This window comes from Nocardioides hankookensis, assembly GCF_042658885.1.
In the GTDB taxonomy this organism is placed as follows: domain Bacteria; phylum Actinomycetota; class Actinomycetes; order Propionibacteriales; family Nocardioidaceae; genus Nocardioides; species Nocardioides hankookensis.
In genome coordinates this window covers 1,028,415-1,054,279 of the sequence record NZ_JBHSRJ010000004.1, presented here as the reverse complement: position 1 = coordinate 1,054,279, position 25,865 = coordinate 1,028,415, and the positions used below count along the sequence as shown (strand labels likewise).

General features: G+C 72.0%; 22 protein-coding genes. 12 read left to right on the top strand and 10 right to left on the bottom strand.

Going from position 1 to position 25,865, the window contains the following annotated elements; translation table 11 throughout:
• Positions 1–48 precede the first annotated feature (48 nt).
• Positions 49–750, bottom strand: coding sequence for a 5-oxoprolinase subunit PxpA (locus tag ACFPYL_RS11495; RefSeq protein ID WP_379153990.1), 702 nt, complete (start codon positions 748–750; stop codon positions 49–51).
• A gap of 22 nt (positions 751–772) precedes the next feature.
• Here ACFPYL_RS11495 and ACFPYL_RS11490 point away from each other — a divergent pair, with 22 nt between their 5' ends.
• Together ACFPYL_RS11490 and ACFPYL_RS11485 are read left to right on the top strand one after the other, a co-directional pair.
• Complete coding sequence (locus ACFPYL_RS11490) at positions 773–2,935, top strand: S9 family peptidase (RefSeq protein WP_379153988.1); 2,163 nt, start codon at positions 773–775, stop codon at positions 2,933–2,935.
• Between the two features lie 163 nt (positions 2,936–3,098).
• Positions 3,099–4,055, top strand: a complete 957-nt coding sequence (locus ACFPYL_RS11485) for a sigma-70 family RNA polymerase sigma factor (protein ID WP_379153986.1) — start codon at positions 3,099–3,101, stop codon at positions 4,053–4,055.
• 54 nt (positions 4,056–4,109) lie between these two features.
• Here the strand turns inward: ACFPYL_RS11485 and coaE are convergent, their stop codons facing one another.
• Together coaE and ACFPYL_RS11475 are read right to left on the bottom strand one after the other, a co-directional pair.
• Positions 4,110–4,697: a dephospho-CoA kinase gene (gene coaE / locus ACFPYL_RS11480; protein ID WP_379153984.1), complete on the bottom strand. Its 588-nt coding sequence runs from the start codon at positions 4,695–4,697 to the stop codon at positions 4,110–4,112.
• Between the two features lie 24 nt (positions 4,698–4,721).
• On the bottom strand, positions 4,722–6,917 hold the full coding sequence (locus tag ACFPYL_RS11475; protein ID WP_379153982.1) for a CocE/NonD family hydrolase: 2,196 nt from the start codon (positions 6,915–6,917) through the stop codon (positions 4,722–4,724).
• Positions 6,918–7,006: 89 nt separating this feature from the next.
• Here ACFPYL_RS11475 and ACFPYL_RS11470 point away from each other — a divergent pair, with 89 nt between their 5' ends.
• Entirely contained in the window at positions 7,007–7,603 is a 597-nt protein-coding gene (locus ACFPYL_RS11470) for a dihydrofolate reductase family protein (protein WP_379153980.1), read from the top strand.
• On the opposite strand, the gene ACFPYL_RS11465 is transcribed toward ACFPYL_RS11470, so the two are convergent.
• Positions 7,593–8,168: a TetR/AcrR family transcriptional regulator gene (locus ACFPYL_RS11465; RefSeq protein WP_379153978.1), complete on the bottom strand. Its 576-nt coding sequence runs from the start codon at positions 8,166–8,168 to the stop codon at positions 7,593–7,595. The two genes, ACFPYL_RS11470 and ACFPYL_RS11465, sit on opposite strands and share 11 nt — an antisense overlap.
• A 95-nt stretch (positions 8,169–8,263) precedes the next feature.
• Here ACFPYL_RS11465 and ACFPYL_RS11460 point away from each other — a divergent pair, with 95 nt between their 5' ends.
• Genes ACFPYL_RS11460 through ACFPYL_RS11450 form a run of 3 tightly spaced genes read left to right on the top strand, consistent with a single transcriptional unit; the run spans position 8,264 to position 10,142 of the window.
• The gene (locus tag ACFPYL_RS11460; RefSeq protein ID WP_379153976.1) at positions 8,264–9,055 is read left to right on the top strand and encodes an alpha/beta hydrolase; all 792 of its coding nucleotides are present in this window, start codon (positions 8,264–8,266) and stop codon (positions 9,053–9,055) included.
• 2 nt (positions 9,056–9,057) lie between these two features.
• Positions 9,058–9,843 carry an SDR family NAD(P)-dependent oxidoreductase gene (locus tag ACFPYL_RS11455; RefSeq protein ID WP_379153974.1) on the top strand — a complete coding sequence of 262 codons (786 nt, stop codon included), beginning with the start codon at positions 9,058–9,060 and terminating at the stop codon, positions 9,841–9,843.
• A 44-nt stretch (positions 9,844–9,887) separates the two neighbouring features.
• Positions 9,888–10,142 carry a hypothetical protein gene (locus ACFPYL_RS11450; protein ID WP_379153972.1) on the top strand — a complete coding sequence of 85 codons (255 nt, stop codon included), beginning with the start codon at positions 9,888–9,890 and terminating at the stop codon, positions 10,140–10,142.
• Here the strand turns inward: ACFPYL_RS11450 and ACFPYL_RS11445 are convergent.
• Positions 10,133–10,564, bottom strand: a complete 432-nt coding sequence (locus ACFPYL_RS11445; RefSeq protein ID WP_379153970.1) for a MarR family winged helix-turn-helix transcriptional regulator — start codon at positions 10,562–10,564, stop codon at positions 10,133–10,135. The two genes, ACFPYL_RS11450 and ACFPYL_RS11445, sit on opposite strands and share 10 nt — an antisense overlap.
• Before the next feature lie 89 nt (positions 10,565–10,653).
• Here ACFPYL_RS11445 and ACFPYL_RS11440 point away from each other — a divergent pair, with 89 nt between their 5' ends.
• Positions 10,654–12,453 carry an ABC transporter ATP-binding protein gene (locus ACFPYL_RS11440; protein ID WP_379153968.1) on the top strand — a complete coding sequence of 600 codons (1,800 nt, stop codon included), beginning with the start codon at positions 10,654–10,656 and terminating at the stop codon, positions 12,451–12,453.
• Between the two features lie 161 nt (positions 12,454–12,614).
• On the opposite strand, the gene ACFPYL_RS11435 is transcribed toward ACFPYL_RS11440, so the two are convergent.
• Entirely contained in the window at positions 12,615–13,562 is a 948-nt protein-coding gene (locus tag ACFPYL_RS11435; protein ID WP_379153966.1) for an NAD-dependent epimerase/dehydratase family protein, read from the bottom strand.
• A 108-nt stretch (positions 13,563–13,670) separates the two neighbouring features.
• Here ACFPYL_RS11435 and ACFPYL_RS11430 point away from each other — a divergent pair, with 108 nt between their 5' ends.
• Positions 13,671–14,336: a TetR/AcrR family transcriptional regulator gene (locus ACFPYL_RS11430; RefSeq protein WP_379153964.1), complete on the top strand. Its 666-nt coding sequence runs from the start codon at positions 13,671–13,673 to the stop codon at positions 14,334–14,336.
• On the opposite strand, the gene ACFPYL_RS11425 is transcribed toward ACFPYL_RS11430, so the two are convergent.
• The gene (locus ACFPYL_RS11425) at positions 14,333–15,277 is read right to left on the bottom strand and encodes a GlxA family transcriptional regulator (protein ID WP_379153962.1); all 945 of its coding nucleotides are present in this window, start codon (positions 15,275–15,277) and stop codon (positions 14,333–14,335) included. The two genes, ACFPYL_RS11430 and ACFPYL_RS11425, sit on opposite strands and share 4 nt — an antisense overlap.
• 93 nt (positions 15,278–15,370) lie before the next feature.
• Here ACFPYL_RS11425 and ACFPYL_RS11420 point away from each other — a divergent pair, with 93 nt between their 5' ends.
• Together ACFPYL_RS11420 and ACFPYL_RS11415 are read left to right on the top strand one after the other, a co-directional pair.
• Complete coding sequence (locus ACFPYL_RS11420) at positions 15,371–15,517, top strand: hypothetical protein (RefSeq protein WP_379153960.1); 147 nt, start codon at positions 15,371–15,373, stop codon at positions 15,515–15,517.
• A 45-nt stretch (positions 15,518–15,562) separates the two neighbouring features.
• Positions 15,563–17,785 carry an aryl-sulfate sulfotransferase gene (locus ACFPYL_RS11415; RefSeq protein WP_379153959.1) on the top strand — a complete coding sequence of 741 codons (2,223 nt, stop codon included), beginning with the start codon at positions 15,563–15,565 and terminating at the stop codon, positions 17,783–17,785.
• Positions 17,786–17,854: 69 nt separating this feature from the next.
• Here the strand turns inward: ACFPYL_RS11415 and rpsA are convergent, their stop codons facing one another.
• Positions 17,855–19,318: a 30S ribosomal protein S1 gene (gene rpsA / locus ACFPYL_RS11410; RefSeq protein WP_379153957.1), complete on the bottom strand. Its 1,464-nt coding sequence runs from the start codon at positions 19,316–19,318 to the stop codon at positions 17,855–17,857.
• Positions 19,319–19,680: 362 nt separating this feature from the next.
• Between rpsA and ACFPYL_RS11405 the strand changes: the two genes are divergently transcribed.
• Both ACFPYL_RS11405 and ACFPYL_RS11400 read left to right on the top strand, forming a co-directional pair.
• Positions 19,681–21,543, top strand: coding sequence for a hypothetical protein (locus ACFPYL_RS11405; RefSeq protein WP_379153956.1), 1,863 nt, complete (start codon positions 19,681–19,683; stop codon positions 21,541–21,543).
• 32 nt (positions 21,544–21,575) lie between these two features.
• The gene (locus tag ACFPYL_RS11400; protein ID WP_379153954.1) at positions 21,576–22,394 is read left to right on the top strand and encodes a class I SAM-dependent methyltransferase; all 819 of its coding nucleotides are present in this window, start codon (positions 21,576–21,578) and stop codon (positions 22,392–22,394) included.
• 3 nt (positions 22,395–22,397) lie between these two features.
• On the opposite strand, the gene ACFPYL_RS11395 is transcribed toward ACFPYL_RS11400, so the two are convergent.
• The gene (locus tag ACFPYL_RS11395) at positions 22,398–24,680 is read right to left on the bottom strand and encodes a transglutaminaseTgpA domain-containing protein (RefSeq protein WP_379153952.1); all 2,283 of its coding nucleotides are present in this window, start codon (positions 24,678–24,680) and stop codon (positions 22,398–22,400) included.
• On the bottom strand, positions 24,677–25,852 hold the full coding sequence (locus tag ACFPYL_RS11390) for a DUF58 domain-containing protein (protein WP_379153950.1): 1,176 nt from the start codon (positions 25,850–25,852) through the stop codon (positions 24,677–24,679). The genes ACFPYL_RS11395 and ACFPYL_RS11390 overlap by 4 nt, the downstream gene beginning before the upstream one ends.
• Positions 25,853–25,865: the final 13 nt, after the last annotated feature.

Here is a 25,865-nt window from a genome sequence, read left to right as displayed (position 1 = left end):
ACCGACCCATGATCGGGCGTCCCGGCGCGGCGATGAGCGGTTTCGTCCCTACAGCCCCTGGAGTACCAGACCACTGGCCTCGAGGGCACGGCGCACGGCGCTCGCGTGTGCTACGGCGCCCGGGCTGTCGCCGTGCAGGCACACCGAGTCGACGCTGCCGACCAGCGCGAGCGCCTGCGCCACGATCTCGTGCTCCTCGGTGAGCAGCGCGCCCGGCTCCGAGCGCGGGACCAGCCGACCGTCGGCGGTGTAGCCGCGGTCGGGGAAGCCCTCGTGGAGGACGGTCCGGCCGGCGTCCGCCGCCAGGGTGAGCAGCCGCCCCGGCATCCCGAGCACCGGCAGGTGGCCGGACCCGTCGAGGACCGCCCGCGCCTGCTCCTCGTCGTCGAGGACGCGGTGGTAGAGCGCGCCGTGCGGCTTCAGGTACCGCACGGTCGTGCCCGCAGCTGCCGCGATCTCGGTCAGGGTGCCGACCTGGTCGGCGACCTGGTCGCGGAGCACGTCGTACGCCACGTCGCGGGCGACCCTCCCGAAGCCGGCCCGGTCGTCGTACGAGACCTGCGCGCCGACCGAGACACCGAGGCGGGCGGCCTCCTCGCAGACCGCGCGCATGATCGCCGCGCTGCCGGCGTGGTAGCCGCAGGCCACGTTGGCGCTGGTGACCACGGCGAGCAGGGCCGGGTCGTCGGTGACCTCCTCGCCGAGGTCGGCGTTCAGGTCGATCGTCTGCCTGCTCGGTGGGGCGTGCACGACCCGACGCTATCGTCGCGGCATGCAGCGCTCCCCCGTCCCGCCCGTCGCCGACAGGCGACCCACCAGCACCGAGATCCACGGCCACACCCGCACCGACGACTACGAGTGGTTGCGCGACAAGGAGTCGCCCGAGGTCACGGCCTACCTCGAGGCCGAGAACGAGTACACCCAGGAGCAGACCGCCCACCTCGCCGACCTGCGCCAGGCGATCTTCGACGGCATCAAGGCGCGCACCCGCGAGACCGACCTCTCGGTGCCCACGCGCAACCGCGGCTTCTGGTACTACGGGCGCTCCTTCGAGGGCAAGGAGTACGGCGCGAGCTGCCGCGTCCCGGTCACCGACGAGGCCGACTGGACGCCGCCGAAGCCGGCCGAGGACACCGCGCCCGACCAGCCCGCGCTGCCCGGCGAGCAGGTGCTGCTCGACCTCGACGCGCTCGCCCAGGGCCACGAGTTCTTCTCGCTCGGCGGGTCGGCCGTCAGCCCGGACACGACGCTCCTGGCCTACTCGACCGACGTGGTCGGCGACGAGCGGTACACGATCCGGGTCAAGGACCTGGCGACCGGCGAGCTGCGCGCGGACGAGATCACCGGAGTGATCGGTGGCGCCACCTGGGACCGCGCGAGCGAGAACTTCTACTACACGACGCTCGACGACTCCTGGCGAGCCGACAAGATCTGGCGGCACCGTCTCGGCACCACCCAGGAGGAGGACGAGCTGGTCCACCACGAGACCGACGGCCGCTTCTGGGTGGGCGTCGGCCGCACCCGCACCGACCGCTTCCTGGTGATCGCGTCGGGCTCGAAGACCACGAGCGAGTACCGCTTCCTCGACGCCGACTCCCCCGACGCCGGCTGGCAGGTCTTCGCCGAGCGGGTCGAGGGTCTCGAGTACTCGCTCGACCACGCCGTCATCGCCGGCGAGGACGTCTTCCTGGTGATGCACAACCACACTGGCGCCGACTTCGAGCTGTCCACGGCGCCCGTCGCGCCGACCGCCGCCGACGACTGGCAGCCGCTGATCGCGCACGACCCCGCCGTACGCCTCGAGGACGTGGACGCCTTCGCCGGGCACCTGGTCGTGCACCAGCGCAGCGAGGGCCTGACCCAGCTGCGGATCCTCGAGCTCGCCCCTCCCGGACAAGGGAGCGCCGGCGTGGCCGACGACTACCTAGTGGAGTTCGAGCACGAGGTCTACACGATCGGCTCGGCCGGCAACCCGGGCTTCCACCAGCCCACGGTGCGGCTCGGCTACACGACGATGGCGGTGCCGCCGTCGGTCTACGACTACGACGTCCGCAGCCGCGAGCTCACCCTCCTGCGTCGTACGCCGGTGCTCGGCGGGTACGACGCCGCCGACTACGAGGAGCACCGGCTCTGGGCGACGGCCGAGGACGGCGAGCAGGTCCCGATCTCGATCGTGGCGCGCAAGGGGCGCACCGGCCCGGTGCCGACCCTGCTCTACGGGTACGGCGCCTACGAGGCGTCGATGGACCCCTACTTCTCGATCGCCCGGCTCGCGATGCTCGACCGGGGCGCGGCGTTCGCGATCGCGCACGTGCGCGGCGGCGGCGAGATGGGGCGGCGGTGGTACGACGAGGGCAAGCTCTTCGCCAAGCAGCACACGTTCTCCGACTTCATCGCCTGCGGTCGCCACCTGGTCGACGCCGGCTGGACCACCGCCGACACCCTCGTGGCCGAGGGCGGCAGCGCCGGGGGCCTGCTGATGGGCGCGGTGGCCAACCAGGCCCCGGATCTCTTCGCCGGGATCGTCGCCCAGGTGCCGTTCGTCGACGCGCTGACGACCATGCTCGACGCGACGCTGCCGCTGACCGTCACGGAGTACGACGAGTGGGGCAACCCCGAGGACGACCCGGCGGTCTTCGACTACATGGCGTCGTACGCGCCGTACGACAACGTGGCGGCGGTGGACTATCCACCGATCCTGGCCGAGACCTCGCTCAACGACACCCGGGTGCTCTACGTGGAGCCGGCGAAGTGGGTGGCGCGGCTGCGGGCGACGGCGGTCGGGCGGCAGGAGTTCCTGCTCCGGACCGAGATGTCGGCCGGTCACGGCGGCGTCTCCGGACGCTACAAGTCGTGGCACGACCGGGCCTTCACGCTGGCCTGGATCCTCGATCGGATGGGCCTGGCCGGGGCTGAACCCTCAGCCCGCCCCTGAGAAGTCCCTGAGAGTACGTCGCCGACGCAACTCCTGGGGCCTCTCGCACGTCGTCACGGGTGAAGGGTCCACGTTTGCAGCGGGAATCCAGCGGACACCGTGGACGTTGATGAAGACGTGTGGGGACGCAGTGGCGTCACCACCGACGGAAGGAGGGCGTCCCATGGCTACACGTACCGCGCCGGGTCGAACGCGAGAGATCGAGGGCCGCGACAGCGTCGGCCTGTACCTCGACGAGATCGCCCGGAACCCCTTGCTGGACGCCGAGTCCGAGGTCGAGCTCTCCAAGGCGATCGAGGTCGGCCTGATGGCCGAGCACCTGCTCGCCGAGGGCCGCGTCGGTCGCAAGAAGGGTGGCGCGCCGATGTCGGCCACCCAGGAGGAGCTCGAGTGGCTCGCCGAGGAGGGCCAGAAGGCCGTCCAGACGTTCATCACCGCCAACCTGCGGCTGGTCGTCTCGATCGCCCGCAAGTACGGCCGGGCCCAGATGCCGATGCTCGACCTGATCCAGGAGGGCAACACCGGCCTGATCCGTGCGGTCGAGAAGTTCGACTACACCAAGGGCTACAAGTTCTCGACGTACGCCACCTGGTGGGTGCGGCAGGCGATCACCCGCGGCATCGCGCAGCAGGCTCGCGTCGTACGCCTCCCCGTGCACGTCGTCGAGGAGCTCAACCAGGTCGGCGGCGCCCGCCGCACGCTCGAGCGGCAGCTGGGCCGCGACCCCGACCCGCAGGAGATCGCCGCCGAGCTCGGGATGAGCATCGACCGGGTCCTCGACCTGATGGCGTGGGGCCGCGAGCACGTCAGCCTCGACTCGCCGATCGACGAGGACGGCGACACGTCGCTGGGTGACCTGATGGCCCAGGAGACCTCGCCGGGTCCGGACCTGACCGTCCTCGACGTGGAGTCGCGCGAGCGGCTCAACTCGCTGGTCGGGCAGCTCGACGACCGCGCCGCGGACATCATCCGCTCGCGCTACGGCCTGGTCGACGGTCGGCAGCACAAGCTCGCCGACATCGGTCTGAAGCACGGCATCTCCGCCGAGCGGGTCCGGCAGCTGGAGCGCGAGGCGCTCCAGAAGCTGCGCCGCCTCGGCGACCCCGACCTGGCTGCCTGACCGGCAACCAGCCGCTCGACCCCGTCCGACTCGCTCGGGCGGGGTCGAGACCATTTATGCCCGGGTCAGCTCGGCGTAGACCTGCTCGACCCGGGCGCGCAGCTCCTCGCGGGTGCCGGTGTTGACGATCAGGTGGGTGGCGATGGCGCGGCGCTGCTCGGGGGTGGCCTGGGCGGCGATCCGCGACTCGGCGTCCTCGCGGGTCCAGCCGCGGTCGCGCAGCATCCGCTCGATCTGCACCTCGGCCGGGGTCTCGACGACGATCACGGCGTCGAAGGTGTCGGCCCGGCCGGACTCGGCGAGCAGCGGGATGTCGTGGACGACCAGGCCGTCCTGCGGGGCGGAGGCCTCGAGCGCGGCGTACCGCTCGAAGACCAGCGGGTGCACGATGCCCTCGAGCACCTTGCGCTTCGCCTCGTCGTTGAAGACGATCCGGCCGACGGCGGCGCGGTCCATGTCGCCGTCGGGGGTCAGGATCTCAGGGCCGAAGGCGGCGACGACCTGGTCCAGGCCCGGCGTCCCCTTCTCCACCACCTCACGCGCGAGCTTGTCGCCGTCGATGACGACGGCGCCCAGCTCGGCCAGGATCGCGGACACCGTGCTCTTGCCCGAGGCGATGCCTCCGGTCAGTCCCACTCGCATGGGACTCATCCTGCCCGAGGCCCGCTACCCCTGGTACGTCCGGCACGGCTGGCTGCGCAGCGAGCCGCAGGCCGGCGGCGCCTGCTTCGGCACGTCGACGCCGGCGACGAGCGGCAGCACGATCCGCGACCGGTGCGCCCGGTCCGTCGCGACCTGCACCCGCTCACCGTGCGAGATCGTGTCGAAGGCCCACAGCGGCCGCGAGTTGCCCGGCGCGTCGAGGGTGATCCGGATCCGCGAGCCCTTGCGGAAGGGCTGGGCGAACGGGAACAGCTCGACCCGCACCTTCGTGAACCGCTTGTTCGACAGCCGCTGGGCGTCAGCCTTGCGGTTGGTGTGCACCGGCGAGATCACGGTCGACCTCGCAGCCGCGAGCTTGCGGTGGCTGGCGCGCAGCCAGCCCGACTGCACGTAGACCTCCTTGCCGTTGGGCCGCACCTCGCTCAGCGTCACCTCGAGGTCGGTGTCGCGCGCGCGTGGCGTCCGGATCCACAGGTCGACCGAGCCCGTGCCGACCGCGACCACCGTCTTCTTCAGCGGCGGCGTGATCCAGCCGAGGCCCTTGCCGGCGGGGATCTGCTTCCAGTGGTACGCCGGGTGCGCGGCCCAGATGCCACCGCTGGAGCCGGTGTACGTCGTCGCCGGGAGTGCCGACGCGTCGGCGCGGTAGCTGCGGACGCGGGCCTTGCGCGGCGAGGTCGTCGACGGCTTCGCGGCGAGCTCGCCGCCCGAGGTAAGGAACCAGGCGGTCGGCTTGGCACCCTTGATCGGCCAGGAGCCGAACGACTTCTCGAAGCGTGGCAGCGGCGAGCCGGACGGCTGGCCGTCGGCGGCGCCCTCCTCGAAGAGGACCCGGATCGGCTTCTGCGCCTCGAACTTCGCCAGCGCCTGCTCGTAGCTCAGACCGGAGTAGTCGAGCCCCTTCGGCATCTGGAGCCCGCTCACGCCGGTGATCGAGCTCGCCACCACCGGTCCGACGAACGCCTTCGTGGCGGTCGGGGTGCGGCGCGCGACGTACAGGTCGAGGAAGTCGGCGTAGCGGTCGAGGACGCCGAGGCTCAGCGACTCCGTGTGCGAGCCGTTGACCATCGTCGCGTAGAGGTGCGGCGTGCCCGTGAAGTCGTCGAGCATGGACGGGAAGTGGCCGCCGGTCTGCTCGTCCTGCCAGGCGCCGGCAAGGAAGACCGGCACGTTGATCTTGTGCACGAAGAGCATCGGCGAGATCGGGTCGCCGACCGCCTTCGTGTAGAAGGGGTTGTCGTTGATCAGGGCGAGCAGGTCCGGGTTCTGCAGGCGCACGTCCTGGTTGGCCGCGCAGACGGTGTCGCCCCCGTCGACCATGCCCTGCTCCCAGCCCTGGCCGTAGGGCTCGGCCTGCTTGTCGCGATCGGTGGCCCACGGGACTGCGAAGCCGGTGTTGAGGATGCCGCCCGGGTAGAGCGTGCCCTGGTAGGTGTCGTCGATGACCGACAGCGGCGAGATCGCCGAGAGGTGCGGCGGCTGGGTCTGCGCGACGTACAGCTGCTCGATGCCCGGGTAGGAGATGCCGACCATGCCGGCCTCGTGGAACTTCGCCCACGACTGGGCCGCGACCGTCTCGATCACGTCGTAGCCGTCGAGGCTCTGGATCGCCTCGAAGGCGCGGAAGGAACCGCCCGAGCAGCCGGTGCCGCGGATGTTGACGCCGACGTAGGCGTAGCCCAGGGCGGTGTAGATCTGCGCCATCCGGGTGTTCGCCGGGTTGCTGGGGTCGTAGCCGGAGTACTCGACGACCGTCGGGTAGGGGCCCGACCCGGAGGGGAAGACGACGTTGACCGACAGCGTGGTGCCGTCGCGGGTCTGGAGGTAGCTGAAGCCCTCGGGCAGGGTCTGGCCGTCGTAGAACGACTGCGCCGGGGCCGGGTCGGCGTAGTCGCTGACCGTCGCGGTGTCGGACTCGACCGGGCCGCTCGTCGTGCGCACCGTGTAGGTGCCCTTGTCGAGCTCGCGCCAGGCCAGGCTGCCGGCCGTGTCGACGGTGCCGGTGCCGACGACGGCGTTGCCGCTGTCGACGAGCTCGAGCGCGGTGCCGGGCGTCGCGTCCAGCACGTACAGCTGGTTGACGCTCCCCCGCAGCACGAACGGCGCCGGGTCGGCGGTCGCGACGCCGGTCGAGGTGGCGGTGAGTGCGCCCGCGGCGAGGGCTGCCGCCGCGATCGCGACGAGTGACGTCCGTCTCATGCTTCCCATGAGGTGGGATCGTGCCACGTCCCGCCCCCGGCGTACTCCCGTTGCGATGAATCCCGCCCGTAAGGGTGGTCGGAGGAGGCATGGCAACGGTGATCATGCACGCAGTGGTGTCGGTGGACGGCTTCATCGCCGACGACAACGACGAGGTCGGACCGCTCTTCGACTGGTACTTCAACGGGGACACCCCGATCGTCGAGGCCGAGGGCGAGGAGCAGCACGGGCCGTTCCGGATCGGCCGGCGCTCCGTCGACTACGTCCGCTCGTTGTGGGACGGCATCGGCGCGACCGTGCAGGGCCGGCACCTCTTCGACCTGACCAACGGGTGGGACGCCCGGCCGCCCGCAGGCGACCACCTGGTCGTGGTGTCGCACCGGCCGAAGCCGGACGGCTGGCACCCCGAGGCCGACGTCCCGTTCTTCGACGACGTCGCGGAGGCGATCCAGGAGGCCAAGCGTCGGGCCGGGGACCGCATCGTCGCGGTCTGCGCGGGCGAGGTCGGTGGCCAGGCGCTCGCGCTCGGGCTCGTCGACGAGGTCGCCATGGACGTCGTCCCCGTCGTCTTCGGCTCCGGCAAGCGCTACTTCGGGCCGGTCGACTCCCAGCACCTGCTCCAGGACCCGAGCGTCGTCATCCAGGGCGACCGGGTGCTGCACCTGCGCTACCCGGTCAGCCGCTGAGCCCCGCGTCGATCAGGTCCTCCCAGCAGGACAGGAAGTCCGCGCTGAGGTGGTCGTTGCCGTCGAGTGCGCCCGAGACGACTGCACCGGTGCGCACCATCATCAGCTGCTGGGCGGTGGCTCGCGGGCTCCGGTGGTCGAGGCGCCGGAGCAGCTCCTCGAACCGGCCCGTGACCCAGGTCCGGATCTCCCGGGCGTAGACGCGCGAGGGATGGGTCCCGGTGAACTCCGCCGAGGCGTTGATGAACGGACAGCCGCGGCTCACCCCGCCGAAGTCGTCGCGGGTCAGCACGGCCGCGAGCTCGGTGAGAGCGCCGCGCGGGTCGTCGGCGTACTCCGCGATGACGCCGTCGACCTGGTCGTGGTCCCACTGCGAGCGCCGCTCGAGGTACGCCGTGATCAGGTCGTCCTTGGACCGGAAGTGCCGGTAGAGGGTGACCCGGGTGACCGAGGCCTCGGCGATCACCCGCTGGATCCCGACGGCATGGATCCCCTCGTCGTAGAACAGCCGGTCCGCCGTCTCGAGGATGCGCTGGCGAGCAGCGGACGGCTGCGTCTCGCCCATCGCCTGACCCCCTTGTCAGTCCCTGCTGATCGGCCCTACGTTAGCCCCGAGTAGGTAGACCGGTCGGTCTACCACCGTCACGGGAGGAAAATCCGATGAGCGCACCCGTCCTCTTCATCCACGGCCTGTGGCTGCACGCGCGGTCCTGGGACACCTGGATCGACCTCTTCACCGAGGAGGGGTACGCCGCGTCCGCGCCCGGCTGGCCCGGCGACCCGGAGACGGTCGAGGCCGCCCGGGCCAATCCCGACGAGATCGCCGACCACGGCATCGACGACGTGGTCGCCCACTTCGCCGAGGTGATCGCCGGCCTGCCGGAGAAGCCGATCCTGGTCGGTCACTCCTTCGGCGGCATGATCGCCCAGCGGCTCCTCGGCGAGGACCTGGCGGCCGCCGCGATCGCTATCGACGCCGCCCAGATCAAGGGCGTGCTGCCGCTGCCGCTGTCGGCGCTCAAGGCCACGCTCCCGGTCTTCAAGAACCCCACCAACAAGCACAAGGCCGTGTCGCTGACCGCGGAGCAGTTCCGCTTCGCGTTCGGCAACGCGATCCCGCCCGAGGAGTCCGACAGCCTGTTCGAGCAGTGGGCGATCCCGGCGCCGGGCAAGCCGCTCTTCGAGGCGGCCGCCGCCAACTTCAACCCGCACTCCCCCGCCAAGGTCGCCACCGACAACTCGGGCCGCGGTCCCCTGCTGCTCATCATGGGCGGCAAGGACAACACCGTCCCCGAGGCCGTCACCAAGTCGACGCTGAAGCAGTACCGGCACAGCGAGGCGGTCACCGAGATCTTCGAGTTCCAGGACCGCGCGCACTCCCTCACGATCGACCACGGCTGGCGCGACGTCGCCGACAAGTGCCTGGCGTGGCTGAAGGACCAGGGTCTCTGACGATGGACCTGGGTCTGACGGGTCGGACCGCGGTCGTCACCGGCGCCAGCCGGGGCATCGGTCTCGCGATCACCCGGGCACTCTCCGCGGAGGGTGTCCGGGTCGTCGCGGGCGCGCTCAAGGGCAGCCCCGAGCTGGACGAGCTGGCCGCGACCGGCGACGTCCACCCGATCTCGGTCGACCTCACCACGCCGGCTGGCCCGGCCTCGCTCGTGGAGACAGCGGTCGAGACGCTGGGCGGCCTCGACATCCTCGTCAACAACGTCGGCGCCGTCCGTCCTCGCCTCGAGGGCTTCCTCGCCCTGACCGACGAGGACTGGGACTGGGGACTGACGATCAACTTCCTGGCGGCGGTCCGCACCATGCGTGCCGCGGTGCCGCACCTGACGGGCCGCCCCGGCGCCACCATCGTGACGATCAGCTCGGTCAACGCCTTCCTGCCCGACCCGGGCGTCATCGACTACAGCGCGGCCAAGGGCGCGCTGACCAACCTGTGCAAGTCGCTCTCGAAGGAGCTCGGCCCGGCGATCCGGGTCAACACGATCAGCCCGGGGCCGGTCGAGACCGACCTGTGGCTGGGCAAGGGCGGGGTCGCCGCAACCGTCGGCGGGGCCAGCGGCACCGACGCGGCGGACGTCGTACGACGTCAGGCTGCGGCCGCAGCGACGGGCCGGTTCACCCGCCCCGAGGAGATCGCCGACCTGGCGGTCTTCCTGGCGAGCGACCGGGCCGCGAACATCACCGGCAGCGACCACGTGATCGACGGAGGTCTGATCACCACGCTGTGAGGCGGTGTCGGTGCCGTGCCCTAGGTTGTTCCCGTGAGCGAAGCATGAGCAAGACCGACGAGCTGCGCGCGATGCGCGAGGCCAAGTACGCACGAGCGGCCGCCGCCCGCGGCGGTCAGCCGCAGGCCCGGCCCCGGCCGGTCCCGGTCGCCCCGGAGGCCCCGAAGAGGGCCGCGAAGGCCGACCCGACCGAGGCCGCAGCGCCGGAGACCGACGGCCTCTGCGGCCACCGCTCGATGAACGGGCGCACCTGCACCCGCGAGGCCGGGCACGCGGCGAAGAGCCACCGCTACTCCTGATCGACGACGAGCCGCAGGATCCGGGACAGCTCGGCCCGGTCCGCGTCGCTGAGCACCGCCAGCCGTTCCGCGGTCGCCGTGCGCCGCGCCTCGTCGAGGACCGCGCCGAGCCGCAGACCGGCCTCGGTCGGCACCACGCTGGTGGCGCGCCGGTCGGCAGGGTCCGGCTCGCGCGCGACGAGCGAGCGCTGCTCGAGCGCGTCCACGACCTCGGTCGCCGAGCGGGGCGCGATCCGCAGCGCCTCGGCGAGCGCAGACAGCCGCACCGACCCGTGCTCGGCGACCACCCGCAGCGCCCGGGCCTGGCTGGGCGTCACGTCGTACGCCGCCATCGACTCGCCGAACGAGCGACGCAACGAGCGCGCCGCCATCATCAGCAGGTCGCTGGTCGACTCGCCGCCGGGCTCGGAGTGGGAGTGCACGGGAACATGCTAGCAATTGTTGTTGTTCCCTCATCGTGAGGTAACCTCACTAATACGCCAGTCCCGATGCTCAGAAAGAGGGTGGTCCGATGGCGAGGCCCACAACCCCCAACGCCGAGAAGCGCGCCGCCGACAAGGCGCAGCTCGCCGAAGCCCCTGTCTCCCTGCGCCGGATCGGCCGGCTCTTCGCGCCGCACCGCGCCCGTCTCCTGCTCGTCGTCGCGCTCATCGTCGCCAGCTCGACGATCGCGCTCGCCCAGCCGTTCCTGGTCAAGCACGTCATCGACGTCGCGATCCCCCAGCAGGACGTCGGCCTCCTGCTCACCTGCGTCGCCCTGATGGTCGGCATCGCCGTCGCGACCTCTGCGCTCGGCGTCGTGCAGTCCTGGCAGTCCACGATGATCGGCCAGCGGGTCATGCACCGGCTGCGCTCCGATCTCTTCGGCCACCTCCAGCGCCAGTCGGTCGGCTTCTTCACCCGCACCCGCGGCGGCGAGATCCAGTCGCGCGTGGTCAACGACATCGGCAGCATGCAGTCGGTCGTCACCTCTACGGCCACCTCGATCGCCTCCAACCTGACCACGGTCGTCGGCACCGTCATCGCGATGGTCGCACTGAGCTGGCAGCTCGCGCTCATCACGCTCGTCGTGCTCCCGCCGGCCGTCCTGCTGACCCGCAAGGTCGCGCGCCTGCGGTACGCCGTGACCGCGGCCCGCCAGGCCAAGCTCGCCGACCTGCACGTGCAGGTCGAGGAGGGCCTGTCGATCAGCGGCGTCCAGCTCACCAAGACCTTGGGCGCCGCCCCCACGCTCGCGCGCCGCTTCGAGCAGACCTCGGCCGACCTCGTCGACCTGGAGGTCCGTTCCCAGCTGGCCGGCCGCTGGCTGATGGCGACCATGAACATCGTCTTCGCCGCCGTCCCCGCCGCGCTCTACCTCGCCGCCGGCCTGCCCGCGACCTCGGGCGGCATGACGATCGGCACCCTGGTCGCCTTCGTCGCCCTGCAGAGCGCGCTCTTCCGGCCGCTGATGGGCCTGCTCGGCGTCCAGGCCGACGTCACTGCATCGCTCGCGCTCTTCAGCCGGATCTTCGAGTACCAGGACCTGCCCGTCGAGATCGACGACCCGGCCGACCCGGTCCGCCTCGGCGCCGTCCGGGGCGAGGTCCGCTTCGACCACGTCGACTTCGGGTACGGCGACGCGACCGTCCTGCACGACATCGACCTGACCGTGCCGGCCGGCGGCTCGCTCGCCCTGGTCGGCGAGACCGGCAGCGGCAAGACGACGCTCGCGTCGCTGGTCGCCCGCCTGCACGACCCGACCGCCGGAGCGGTCCGGGTCGACGGGGTCGACGTACGCGACCTCACGCTCGACGACCTCGCGGCCGCCGTCGGCGTGGTCACGCAGGAGACCTACCTGCTGCACGCCACCGTCAAGGACAACCTGCTGCACGCCAAGCCGGATGCCACCGATGCCGAGATCGAGGCCGCCGCTCGCGCCGCCCGCATCCACGACGTCATCGCCGCACTCCCGCAGGGCTACGACACGATGGTCGGCTCGCGCGGCCACCGGTTCTCCGGCGGCGAGAAGCAGCGGCTGGCGATCGCCCGCACCCTGCTCCGCAACCCGCGGATCCTGGTGCTCGACGAGGCGACCAGCGCGCTCGACAACGGGACCGAGCGGGACGTGCAGGCGGCGCTCGACGAGCTGGCCGAGGGCCGCACGACGATCACGATCGCCCACCGTCTCTCGACGGTGCGCAACGCCGACCAGATCGCGGTGCTCGCGCACGGCCGCGTGGTCGAGCTCGGCACCCACGAGGAGCTGCTGCTGCGCGGCGGCCGGTACGCCGACCTGGTGCGCAGCGGGCTCGAGACCGTCGCCGCCTAGGGTGCGTCTCCCAAGTCGGCGCCGTCGCGAGCGGGGTTTCGCGCCGTATCTGGCAAGGCGGAGGTGCGAAGGCGGGCCGGAGGCCCGTCGAGTCGCCGACAACGCCGCCAGATCGGATGCGAAAGCTCGCGCAGCAGGCGCTCCGACTTGGGAGACGTGCCCTAGGCCGAGGCGAGCTCGGGGTCGGCGTTGACCGCGGTGGCCCGGCACACCTCGTCCCACGGGGTCGGGGCCAGCCCGAGCTCGCGCTCGATCGCGCTCGAGTCGAGCACGTAGGGCTGCTTGAACTGGTACTCCGTCTCCTTCAGCTCGCGCATCACCGGCACGAACACCCCGCTGACGGACAGCGTGCCCCTCGGGAACGCCTTGACCCTCACCGGCTCGCGGCCGGCTGCTCGGCAGACGTCGGCGATCGCCTGCGCCTGGGTGACGGGCGCGTTGGTCGGCGCGTGCCAGACGCGACCCCAGGTCTGCGGCGCGCCGACCACGGCGACCAGGGCCCGGCCCATGTCGCGGACGTCGGTGAACGAGTGCAGCACGTCGGGACGGCCCATCACCCGCACGGTCCTCCCGGCCAGGGCCGCCGGCGCGACCCGGGCGACGTGCCCCGCCTCGACGGTGACGCCGGGGCCCATGTAGTCCGACCCGCGCACCTCGACCGCCCGGATCCGTCCGGCCTCGTGGCGGGCCTTCGCCTCGGCCCACATGCCGGCCCGGATCCGCGCCTTCTTCGTGGTGGCAGCGTCCGGCAGGCTCTCGACCATCGGACCGTCGACCGGGCCGTAGCCGTAGAGGCACGACGCGGTCACCAGCAGCGCGCCGGTGCGCTCGGCGGCGACGAGGAACGCCTCCGCCACCGGCGGCCAGAACGTCGGCCACACGGTGTAGTCGGTCGGGTTCACGCAGTTGTAGATCGCGACGGCACCGGCGGCGAGCTCGCTCAGGCGCTCGGCGTCCGCCGCGTCGGCGGCCTCCCGGCGTACGCCGGCGAGCTCGGGACCGCTCCCCGACCGGCTGACGAGGAGCACCTCGTGGCCGGCCGCGACCAGCTCGAGGGCGGTGGCGCGGCCGACGGGGCCGGCGCCGACGACGACGTGGAGCTCGGACATGGTTCCTCCTGAGGTAGAAACGAGAGCACCGCTCTCTGTTTCTCCAGAGTGACACACCTGATCGACGAAAACAAGAGCACTGCTCTCGAAATGTGCGAGCATGTCCGCATGGCCCCGAAGTCCCGCGCCGAGAACCGCGCCGACCAGACCCGCGCCATCCTGGACCGCGCCCGCGCCCAGCTCGCCGAGGTCGGTCCGGCGGCCCTGTCGGTCCGACAGATCGCCCGCGACGTCGGGCTCGTCTCGTCGGCGGTCTACCGCTACTTCCCCAGCCGCGACCACCTGCTGACCGCGCTGATCATCGAGGCGTACGACGAGCTCGGCACCGTCGTCGAGGCCGCCGATCCCGGCTTCCTGGCCTGGGCCGACGCCATCCGCGCCTGGGCGCTGGCCCACCCGCACGAGTACGCCCTCCTCTACGGCTCCCCCGTCCCCGGCTACGTGGCCCCCGACGACACCGTCCCCGCCGCCGGCCGCATCACCGGCGCGCTGCTCGCGATGGTCGCGGAGTCCCAGCTCGCCGGTGACACGCTCGCCGCCCCGACGGGCAGGCTCAGCCGCGCGGAGCACGCCGCCCTGGGCCCGGTCCGCGAGGCCGTCGGCACCCCCGTCGACGACGACCGCATGCTGCGCTGGCTGATGGCCTGGTCGACGGTCTTCGGCCACCTCAGCCTCGAGCTCTTCGGCCACATGCACCGCGGCGTCCTCGACTACGAGGCGCACTTCCGGCAGGTGACCGGTCAGCTCGCCGCCGACCTGGGGCTCATCCGCTAGCCGGCGAAGCGGCGCCGGTACTGCTGCGGGCTCAGCCCGCGCACCCGCGCGAAGTGGTGGCGCAGGGTGGCCGCGTTGCCGAACCCGACCTCGTCCGCGATCCAGTCGATCGAGTGGTCGGTGCGCTCCAGGAGCTCCTCGGCCGCCTGCACCCGCTGACGGGTCACCCAGGAGTGCGGCGTGGTGCCGGTCTCGGCCCGGAACCGGCGGGCGAACGTGCGCGCCGACATGTGGTTGCGGCGGGCCAGCGTCTCGACGCTCAGGTCCTCGGCGAGGTTCTCGACGATCCACTGGAGCAGGGGGCCGAGGGTCTCGGCGTCGCAGTCGGGCACGGCGTTCGCGATGAACTGCGCCTGGCCGCCGTCGCGGTGCGGCGGCACCACGATGCGGCGCGCCGTCGTCGCCGCCACCTTCGCGCCGAAGTGGTCGCGCATCAGGTGCAGCGAGGCGTCGATGCCGGCGGCTGCGCCGGCCCCGGTCAGGATGTTGCCGTCGTGGCAGTAGAGGACGTCGGGGCGCACCCGGGCCTCCGGATAGAGCTCGGCCAGGCGGTCGGTGTAGCGCCAGTGGGTCGTGACCTCGCGGTCGGCGAGCAGGCCGGCGGCCCCGATCTCGAAGACGCCCGAGCAGTGGGCGTAGATCGTCGCGCCGCGCGCATCCGCGGCGCGGAGAGCGTCCAGGACCGCCGGGTCGTGGTCGAGGAAGTCGTACTTCGGGGACAGGCAGACCAGGTCGGCGTCCAGCGTCGCCTCCAGGCCGCGCTCGACGACCAGGTCGTAGTCGGAGCGCCCCCGGAGCCGACCGGGTCGGGGGGTGCAGACCCGGAAGTCGAAGACCGGGTTGTCGTCCTCGGGGTGGTAGGGCTCGCCCCACACCTCCACCAGCGAACCGAGCCCGAACGGCTCGGCTCCCTCCTGCACGATCACGGCCACGGACTTCATGGAGACACCCTGCCCCACGGATGGCAGAAAATCAACGAACCATGACTTTTCTGCCACTCGTGGCGGGATCTCGATCGGCGCATGATTACTGCCATGACCTTCCTGATGATCCTCCTCTTCGTCGTGGTGGCGCTCAGCGTGGCGAGCGTCGCCCTCATCGTCCGTGACGGCCGGGGGCCCCAGCGCCCGCCGGTCTCGCACTTCGAGGACGCCCGGTTCGTGGCTCCTCTGGCGCGCTGACCTGCTTCTCCCACCCAGGCGCGGGCGCGCAACTACAGTGCGCGCATGCGTCGCTCCCCGTCGGTCGTCCTCTGCGTCAGCCTGGCGATCGGCGGGGTGGCCATCACCTCGTCACCGGACGGGGTGGCGGCCGACCCGCCGGTGCACCAGGTGACCATCACCGGCACCCGCGTCAGCACCTGGCCGGCGTACGACGCGGACCAGGGCAGGTTCGCGATCGGCGCGACGGCGATGTCCCCCACGACTCCCGATCCTCGTGACGGCACCGTGCACGTCACCGCCACCAGCACCGACCCGGCCGCCCGGATCCGCGTGGACGGGGTGCCGCTCACCGCCACCAGCACGGACGTCACCGGCCTGGAGGTCGGCGACGAGGTCAACGTCCAGATCACCGACAGCGCCGGCACCAGCAACCAGTCGTGGGTCTACCTGCCGGCCCACTTCCCGGAGGTCGACGTCGTCACCGACCAGCCCGGCCAGGCCCCCGGCTACGTGTTCGTGGGCTTCCAGAGCTTCCTCGATGCACAGCACGGCTCGCTCGCGGTCCTGGACCACCGCGGGGTGCCGCGCATCGTGAGGGAGACCGACGGACCCAGCTCGGACTTCAAGGTCTCGGCCCAGGACCCGCACCAGTTCACCGCCGCACTGCGCGTCCCCGGTGGCGGCTACGCGATCCAGGTGCTCGACGACCAGCTCCGCGTGGTCGACACCTACCGGCTCGACGGCATCCCGCTGGACACGGACAGCCACGACGCCGAGCTGCTGCCCGACGGTCGCGCACTGCTGATGGGCTACCACGCGCGCGCGGGACTGATCGACGCGGTGATCCAGATCGTCGGCCCGGACGGCAAGGCGGACTTCACCTGGAGCTCCAAGAACCACCTCGACCCGGCCGAGGCGTACATCGCGCCGAACGGCGACTACGCCCACATCAACGCGCTGCAGATGCTCGACAACGGTGACATCCTCGCGTCGTTCCGCAACCAGTCGACGATCATGCGCATCTCGACGACGTACCACGACGGCTTCGAGCCCGGCGACGTCGTCTGGCGCCTCGGCGGACCGCACAACGACTTCGACCTGTTCGGCGACCCCCTCGGAGGGCCGTGCGCCCAGCACATGCCGCGTCTGCTGCCGAACGGGCACCTGCTGTTCTTCGACAACGGCTCGCGCGACGAGGGTCCGACCTACCTCGGTGGTCAGAGCGCCGACATGTGCCCGACACCGGGCGACCCGGACGGCCCCCGGGTCGCCCGCCCGGTGACCCGGGTGGTCGAGTACGACCTCGACCAGGACGCCATGACCGCCGCGGTCGTCTCCAGCTTCGATGCCGACCCCCGCTACGCCCCCTTCGCCGGTGACGCCCAACGCCTCGACGACGGCAACACGATGGTCGGCTGGTCACAGGCCGGCGACTGCACCGGTGTGGCCGCCGCTCAGCTGTGCCCGCCCGCCGACCCCGAGGTGACGGCCTCCGAGGTGAGCGCCGATGGGACCGAGGTGTGGGCGATGCGCTCGCCCGCGTGGATCACCTACCGCGCGTTCAAGTTCGAGGCACCGGACCGGATCGATCCGGAGGTGACGCTGGAGGGACCGACCGACGGCGCGACGTACGCCGAGGGCGACGTCCTGCCTCCGGTCACCTTCGGGTGCACCGACCGCGGCGGCGCCAACCTCGACGCCTGCGCGAGCACCGTGGCGTACGGCGCGGCCGCCCCGTCCGCCCCCGGCCCGCACACGGTCTCCGTGACCGCCACCGACGGCGCCGGCAACGAGACCGTCCGCTCGATCCGCTACACCGTCACCCCGACGCCTGTCCCCCCGGTCGACCCGCCGATCGACCCGCCGCCGTCGACGCCGACGGTCTGGCAGCCGGACGCCCGGATCCGCGTCGCCGGTGGCGCGTGGAAGCAGTCCGCGACGGTCCGGCTCGACACCAGCAGGCCGGGACGCACCGGCGCCCTGGACGTCCAGGTGCGCAACGCCGGCACGGCGGCCGACCGCTTCACCCTCCGGGGCGGTCCGGCCTCGCCCGCCTTCACGGTCCGCTACGTCGGCGGCGGGCGCGACATCACCCGGGGCGTCACGAGCGGGCGCTTCGTGACCCCGCTGCTCCGGCCCGGCCAGACCTACCGGGTCCGGCTCGTCGTCACCCGCACCGACCGGGCCCGGGCCAGCGCCCAGCGCCGGGTGAGCCTGGTGGCCTCCTCGCGCGAGCACCGCTCGAAGCGGGACGGTGTCTCCGCCCTGGTGCGCGCGGTCCGCTAGCAGCAGAGACGGCGAAGGCCCGCCCCGATGTCTCGGGACGGGCCTTCGTGCGTCAGCGGTGCTGAGCGGTCACTGACCGCCGGTGAGCTTCTCGCGGAGCGCCTGGAGCGCCTCGTCGCTGGCGAGCGAGCCGCCGGCGTCGACGTCCTCGTCCGCCGGGGCGGAGGAGGAGTACGAGGTGGCCTCGCCGGCCTCGGCCTCGGCGACCTTGGCCTCGGCCTGCTGCTTGACGTGCGCCTCCCAGCGGGCGTGCGCCTTGGCGTACTGGTCCTCCCAGACCGCACGCTGCTCGTCGAAGCCCTCGAGCCACTCGCCCGTCTCGGGGTCGAAGCCCTCGGGGTAGACGTAGTTGCCCTGCTCGTCGTACGTCGCGGCCATGCCGTAGAGCGTCGGGTCGAACTCCTCGACGTCCGAGGCGGCGGCGGTCTCGTTGGCCTGCTTGAGCGACAGCGAGATCCGGCGACGCTCGAGGTCGATGTCGATGATCTTGACCATGACGTCGTCGTTGACCTGGACGACCTGCTCCGGGATCTCGACGTGACGCTCGGCGAGCTCGGAGATGTGCACCAGGCCCTCGATGCCCTCCTCGACGCGGACGAACGCGCCGAACGGGACGAGCTTGGTGACCTTGCCCGGGACGATCTGGCCGATCTGGTGGGTCCGCGCGAAGTGCTGCCACGGGTCCTCCTGCGTCGCCTTCAGCGACAGGGAGACACGCTCGCGGTCCATGTCCACGTCGAGGACCTCGACGGTGACCTCGTCACCGACGGCGACGACCTCGGACGGGTGGTCGATGTGCTTCCAGGACAGCTCCGAGACGTGGACGAGACCGTCGACGCCGCCGAGGTCCACGAACGCACCGAAGTTGACGATCGAGGAGACGACACCCTTGCGGATCTGGCCCTTCTGGAGCTGGGTCAGGAAGCCGTGGCGGACCTCGGACTGGGTCTGCTCGAGCCAGGCGCGACGCGACAGGACCACGTTGTTGCGGTTCTTGTCGAGCTCGATGATCTTGGCCTCGAGGGTCTGGCCGACGTACGGCTGCAGGTCGCGGACGCGACGCATCTCGACGAGCGAGGCGGGTAGGAAGCCACGCAGACCGATGTCGAGGATGAGACCACCCTTGACGACCTCGATGACGGTGCCTTCGACGACGCCGTCCTCTTCCTTGACCTGCTCGATGGTGCCCCAGGCACGCTCGTACTGCGCGCGCTTCTTGGACAGGATCAGGCGGCCTTCCTTGTCCTCCTTCTGGAGGACCAGGGCCTCGACCTTGTCGCCCACGGAAACGACCTCGTTGGGGTCGACGTCGTGCTTGATCGACAGTTCGCGCGAGGGGATGACGCCCTCGGTCTTGTAGCCGATGTCGAGGAGGACCTCGTCGCGGTCCACCTTGACGATGGTGCCCTCGACGATGTCGCCGTCGTTGAAGTACTTGATGGTCGCGTCGATCGCGGCGAGGAAGTCCTCTTCGGAACCGATGTCGTTGACCGCGACCTGGGGGAAGTCGAGATCGGGAAGGGTGCTCGTCATAAGGAAGGTGTGTCCTTGGATGGATGGAGTCGTACGGGCACGTCGAAAGTCCGTTTCACCAGCTCGAGGAGAGTCAGCGAGCGAATGTCCGCTCCGTATGGGGCATCGGCAGACCTTCAGCGCACCCTCAAGACTACGCGCGGGCCGCGACGTACGTCCAACTGGCGGGCTCCCGCCATTCCCCGTGGGGTGACATGAGAAGGGGGTCCGTGGGTACGGTCGGGGTGAGCGGGTCGTCCTTCCAGGACAGCGGCCCGCGCCGGAGCAACTCGGACATCGTCGAGCACCTGTGCTCCGGGTGCGCTCGAGGCGAGACCCGAGACATGGGCGTTCCGGTCCCCTCTCGGCCCCTCGGAGGTCCGATGAGAATCCACCCACCCCTCGCCATCGGCGTCGGGCTCAGCACGATCGCGTTGTACTCCATCTCGGCGACCGGTACGCCGGCCGCCGCAGCCAGTCCCGCTCCCCCGACCGAGGTCCGCGCGACCACGTCGGCAGAGATCCTGCACCTGTCCGCCCTCGACGTCCCCGGGGTCGCGACGCTGGCGGAGAGCTCGGTCGGCGCGTCCAGCGGCTCGGTCACGGGCGGCAGCCCGCGCACGTCGGCCGCGGCCACCAACCTCGGCCTCGCGCTCGCCGACCAGGACCTCGGCGCGATCCTCGCGTCGGTCTCGCAGGCCGCCCCGCCGGACAACTCGCAGCCGACCACCGACCGGTCGGTCGACGGGTCCGTGCCCGGCGTGCTCGGCCTGGGGGTGTCGTCCGTCTCGGCCAACGCCCGGTGGACCGGCGCCGCCAGCTGCCCGGCGCCCGGCGCACCGCTCACCACGTCGACCGTGTCGACGGCCGACGTCGCGACCGAACCGCTCCCCCAGGCGGGCAGCCTGCTCGCGCTCGACGGCACGGCGTCGACCAGCCAGAGCACGGCCCTGACAGGTCAGGCCGCGCGCTCGGTCGTCTCCACCGCCCGCGGCAGCGCCGCCGACCTGCGACTGCTCGACGGGCAGCTGCGGGTGGCCGTGGCCGACGCCCCCACCCTGACGGCGACCGCCAGTGGCCGCGACGGCGGGGCGAAGGTCGACTGGAACGCTCCCGCCGTGACGGTCAGCCTCGCCGGTCAGGAGCAGACGCTCCCGGCTGACGGCAGTCCCGTCGACTTCACCTCCCCGGACAACCCGCTCCTGCACGTCGAGCTGAGCGTCGGCCAGCCGACCGACGTCGTCGAGAGTGTGGACGGGACCCGGGCATCGGCCTCCGCGAGCGTCCTGCACGTCGTCGCGAGCCTCGGGAGCGCCGACGCCGGCGCGACCGTGCTCGACACCGACGTCTTCCCGCTCCAGGCCGCGGCCACCGCGCCCGCGGGTGGCGTCGCCTGTGGCGCCGGCTCGCTGGACAGCGACGGCGACGGGCTGACGGACGACGAGGAGACCTCGGGCTCGGCCAACGACGCTCACGGGAACGAGCCGACCGACCCCGACAAGGCCGACACCGACGGTGACGGCGTGAACGACGGCGACGAGGTCGCTGCCGGCACCGACCCGAACTCGCCGAGCGGCGGTGGCACCGGCGGTGGCGGTGGCGGTGGCGGTCAGCCGAGCCCCGGCGACCTCGACGGCGACGGCCTCGGCAACGGCGACGAGGTCGACCAGGGCACCGATCCGACGAACCCCGACACCGACGGCGACGGGCTGACCGACGGCCGCGAGGTCAACGGCACCCTCACCCGCCCGACCAAGGCGGACACGGACTCCGACGGGCTGACCGACGGCCGCGAGGTCCGGGGGACGCACACCAACCCGCGGAAGGCCGACACCGACAAGGACGGCCTGAAGGACGGGCGTGAGGTGCGCAAGACGCACACCAACCCGAGGAAGAAGGACACGGACGGTGACCGGCTGACCGACGGGCGCGAGGTCCGCAAGACGCACACCAACCCGCGGAAGAAGGACACCGACCGCGATCGTCTGACCGACGGCCGCGAGGTGCTGCGGTCGGCGCCGTCGTTCCCCCGGTGCCACACCAACCCGAGGAAGGCCGATACCGACAAGGACGGCCTCAAGGACGGCACCGAGGTGACCCGCTACCGCACGAACCCGTGCGACCGCGACACCGACGACGGCGGCATCAGCGACGGACGCGAGGTGCAGGTCGGGAGCGACCCGCTCGACCCGCAGAGCGGCCCCGGCGACGTACGCCGGAACCGGTCGATGAGCGTGCGTTCCTAGCACTCTCGGACGGGGGGACTACGCTCCGCAGCGTGGAGAACCATCCCCCCGTCCGGGTGGAACGTCGACCGGTCTCGGAGGAGGAGTCCCGGAGGGCCAACGGCCCGGACTGGGATCGCTACGCCGACGAGTACCAGTCGACGCACGGCGAGTTCCTCGGCGACGCGGGCTTCGTCTGGGGCCCCGAGGGCTTCACCGAGGCCGAGGCCGGGATCCTCGGGGACGTCGCGGACCGCGACGTCCTCGAGGTCGGCTCCGGCGCTGGGCAGTGCTCGCGCTGGGTGCGCGGCCGGGGCGGGCGTGCCTACGGCCTCGACCTCTCCTTCCGCCAGCTCCAGCACTCGCGACGCATCGACGGAGAGACCGGGCTGAGCGTGCCCTCGGTGCTCGGCACCGCGACCGCGCTCCCCTTCGCCGACGACTCCTTCGACGTCGTCTTCTCGTCGTTCGGCGCGCTCCAGTTCGTGAGCGACCTCGAGAGCGCCGTCGCGGAGACGGCCCGGGTGCTGCGACCGGGTGGGCGCTACGCCTTCTCCATCACGCACCCGACCCGCTGGATGTTCCCGGACGACCCGGGCGAGGAGGGCCTGACCGCGAGCCAGTCCTACTGGGACCGCACGCCGTACGTCGAGGTCGACGACGCGACCGGCGTGGTGGCGTACGTCGAGCACCACCGCACCCTCGGCGACTGGGTGTCCCTGCTCGCTCGCAGCGGCTTCGTGATCACCGAGCTGCTCGAGCCCGAGTGGCCGGACGGCCACGAGCGGGTCTGGGGCGGCTGGTCCGGCGTCCGTGGCCGGCTGACGCCCGGCACCGCGATCTTCGGCGCCGACCTCCGCGTCACCCGCTGAGCCTCACGATACGAGCTCCGGCTCCCTATCGCGCTCGTCCTCCGTCGCGCTCACCCGAGGCTCCTCGCGGGCCGAGCGGGCCTCGGCGCCTCGGCCGTGCACGAGCGAGGCGGGGTTGAACGGCGCCCACAGCCGCCGCCGCCACGGCGCGATGCGACGCAGGCCGCGCCGCCACTCCCGGGCCTCCTGCCAGCAGGCCCGCACGTCGTCCGCGCCGGCCTCGGTGGCGCCGAAGACCCCGTCGTCGATCCGGGCGGCGAGCTCCTCGCCGGCCTCGATGACGCGCGCCTGATCGGGGCGGCTGGCCCCGCTGCGCACGGGCACGCCCAGGTCGCGGGCCTGGCTGACCAGGTCCTCCCAGGCCCCGGCGAGCCGTTGCGAGGGCCGGCCCAGCAGCCGTCGACGACCGCGGACGAGGAGCTTGACGAGCGGGACCACGAGGACCAGCAGTAGGAGGAGCAGCCAGGGAGCCCACCGCACCGCGGAGCCACGGCGCGCGGCCTCGTCCTGCTCCTCGAGCTGGTCGCGCACCTTCACCTCGGTCGGCGTGACCTCCTCCTGCCGGGGCGGGTTCTTCACGGTGCCGGTGGTCGGAGGATCGGCCGGCTCCATCTGCGGCTGCGGCGGCTTGTCGCCCATGAACTCGTCGGTGTAGAGCGTGCGCCACGAGCCGTCGCTGATCCGGACCTCCACCCACGTGTGCACGTTGCGGCCGCGCACCTTCCCGCCCGGGGGCACGACCGCACCGACGACGACCCGTGCGGGGATGCCCAGCCGGTTGGCGATGATGGCCATCGCGGCGGCGTACTGCTCGTCGTCGCCGACCGGGCGCGGCGCCAGCAGGAACCCCTTGGTCAGCCGCTTGAGGTCGTGGCCGGAGGTGTACATCGACTCCCCCGGCTCGCCGCCGCTGCTGAACCGGCCCACGTCGCGCAGGTAGTGCGCCATGACGAAGAGCTTCTCCATCCGCGACGCCGGGCTCGCGAGCACGGGGCGCACCAGCGGGTCGACGCGGCGGATGCCGGCGACGTGCATGATGCCGTCGCGCCACGGACGCATCCGCTTGGTGAGCCGGTCGTCGGGCACGATCGAGGTGAACTCGTAGTCGTCGTCGTCCCCGACCTCGCCCGCCAGGAGCGCCGTCGAGGTCGGCAGGTCGTAGCGGACCTGGTCGCGACGGGCCTGGGACTCGCCCAGCAGGAAGTGCAACGACGTCAGCGAGCCGTACGTCGGGATCCAGACGCTGCGGTAGTTCTTCGAGATGGCGACCTGCACCTGCGCGGGCGTGCCGACGGTCGGGTTGTCGACCTCCGAGTCCATCCGCAGGAAGGAGTCGTCGGAGGTGTCGGCGATCGTGTCGTTCGCCGGCACCCACTGGTCGCCGTCGTAGCTGTCGAGCGTCACGAACCGGAGCAGCGCCCCAGCCGGGGCGCCGGTCACCGTGAGCAGCACCTTGTCGTGGACGTTGTCGCTGCCGGTCTCGGACTGCTTGGTGAAGGTCCGGAAGCGCCGCAGCGGCGAGTCGAGCTGGGAGAGGTCGGGGACGGTCTCGATCTGGCCGCGCAGCGCCGTCCCGGCCGACGGCGGTCGACCCGAGGTCACCCAGGTGCCGATGCCCAGTCCGGTCAGCAGGACGGCGGCCGCGGTCACCACCCGCACCAGACGACCGGTGTTGCCCCCGCGGACCGGGATCGCGCCGGCCTGCTGGCGCATGCCGCGCACGACCAGCCAGCAGATCATGAGGACGGCGAAGGCGACCGGGTACCAGCCGATCTCCTCGTCGTACGGACGGCGCAGCAGCAGGACCACGACGAGGGTCGCGACCAGCGGCACGAGCGGCAGGCCGACGCTGCGGCCGCGGATGGCGAACGCCGCGGCGACGGCGGCGCCGAGATAGCCGAGGAGGAAGGGCACCAGCGCGGGCGGGCCCTCGAGGTCGAGGAACGGAAGCGTGGTCAGCAGCTCGTACCAGCCGGTGATCGACCCGGTCATCACCTCCGCCGGGTTGCCGAGGTTCGGGAGCGTGCCCTCCACGCCGGGCTCGCGCATCGCGATCGGTCCGCCGATGAGCACGGCGACGATCGGCAGCGCGGCGACCAGGATCACGCCGGGCAGGCGCAGGGTCGACGCCACCACGACGATGCCCAGCACCGCACCGAGCACGGCGAGGCCGAAGTAGCCCCAGCCCAGGAACGTCGACGCGAGCCCCAGGGTCGCGATCGCGACCAGCACCACGATGGCGACCAGGTCGAGCAGCGGCGAGACCGGCCGGGTCGGCGCGCTCACGTGAACACCCGCGGCGAGGCTGCGGTCATCGCCCCGGCCAGCTCACCGAGCGAGCGCAGCTGGAGGAGCCGCAGACCCGGTGCCAGGTCGGCCACCCCCGTCGGCAGTGCACCGTCGGTTGCGATCACGAGCACCGACACCTCCGCAGGCACGTCGCGGCGTACGCCGCCCAGCACCTCCGGCGAGGTCGCGCTGCCCGTCAGCAGCACCAGCCAGCTGGTCTCCGGCACGTGCCGCAGCACGTCCTGCCCGGCCCGGGCGACCGATGCCGTGTCGCCGAGCTCGATCCGGCAGCAGACGTCCAGGACCGCGTCCAGGCCACGGTCGATCACGGTGTGCTCACCGCAGAGCAGCGACAGGTCGACGCCGTCGCGGTCCGCGCGCGCGGCGATGGACGCGGCCGCCGAGACGGCCGTCTCGAAGTCCTCGGGGTCGGCGTACGACGACGATGCGGTGTCGAGGACCAGCGTCAGGTGGCTGCGCCGGGTGTCGTGGTACTGCCGGATCTGGAGCCGCGCAGCCTTGGCCGACGAGCGCCAGTGGACATGGCGGAGCTCGTCGCCTGGCACGTACTCACGCAGCGCGTGGAAGGCCAGGTCGCTCATCGAGATCTCGTCGCTCGGGATGCCCTCCTGGTCGCGGACGGCGCCACCGACCAACGAGTCCACCGCCACCATCCGCGGGAGCACGAGCAGCTCCGAGGCGTCCGACCAGGTCTCGTTCCAGCGCACCAGGGCCAGCGGGTCCTGGCGCCGGCCGAGCAGCGGGCCGACCGGGATCACGCCGCGCCGTCGGGCGACGACCGTGACGCTGGCCCCGACCTCGGCGTCGCGCCGCAACCGGGGCAGCCGCAGCAGGTGCCGCTCAGTGCCCGCCGTCAGCTCGAGGATCGACCCGGTGGACGGCAGCAGGCGTCGGCGGCGCCTCCTGGCCCGGAGGGTCACCTCGGCGGAGTCGCCGACGACGGTGCGCGCCGGCGAGACGACCAGGTCGCACTCGGGGCGGACCGGGACCAGCGCGGCCCCGATCGAGACGACGGCCGCGACCAGCAGTGACACCCACATCATCTGGAAGACCGGCCACTGACCGAGCGAGTCCAGCAGGTAGCAGCCGAAGCCGAGGGTCAGGAACCAGCGGCCGGTGGGGGTGAGCCAGGAGAGGAGGCGACGCATGACCGGGCCGACG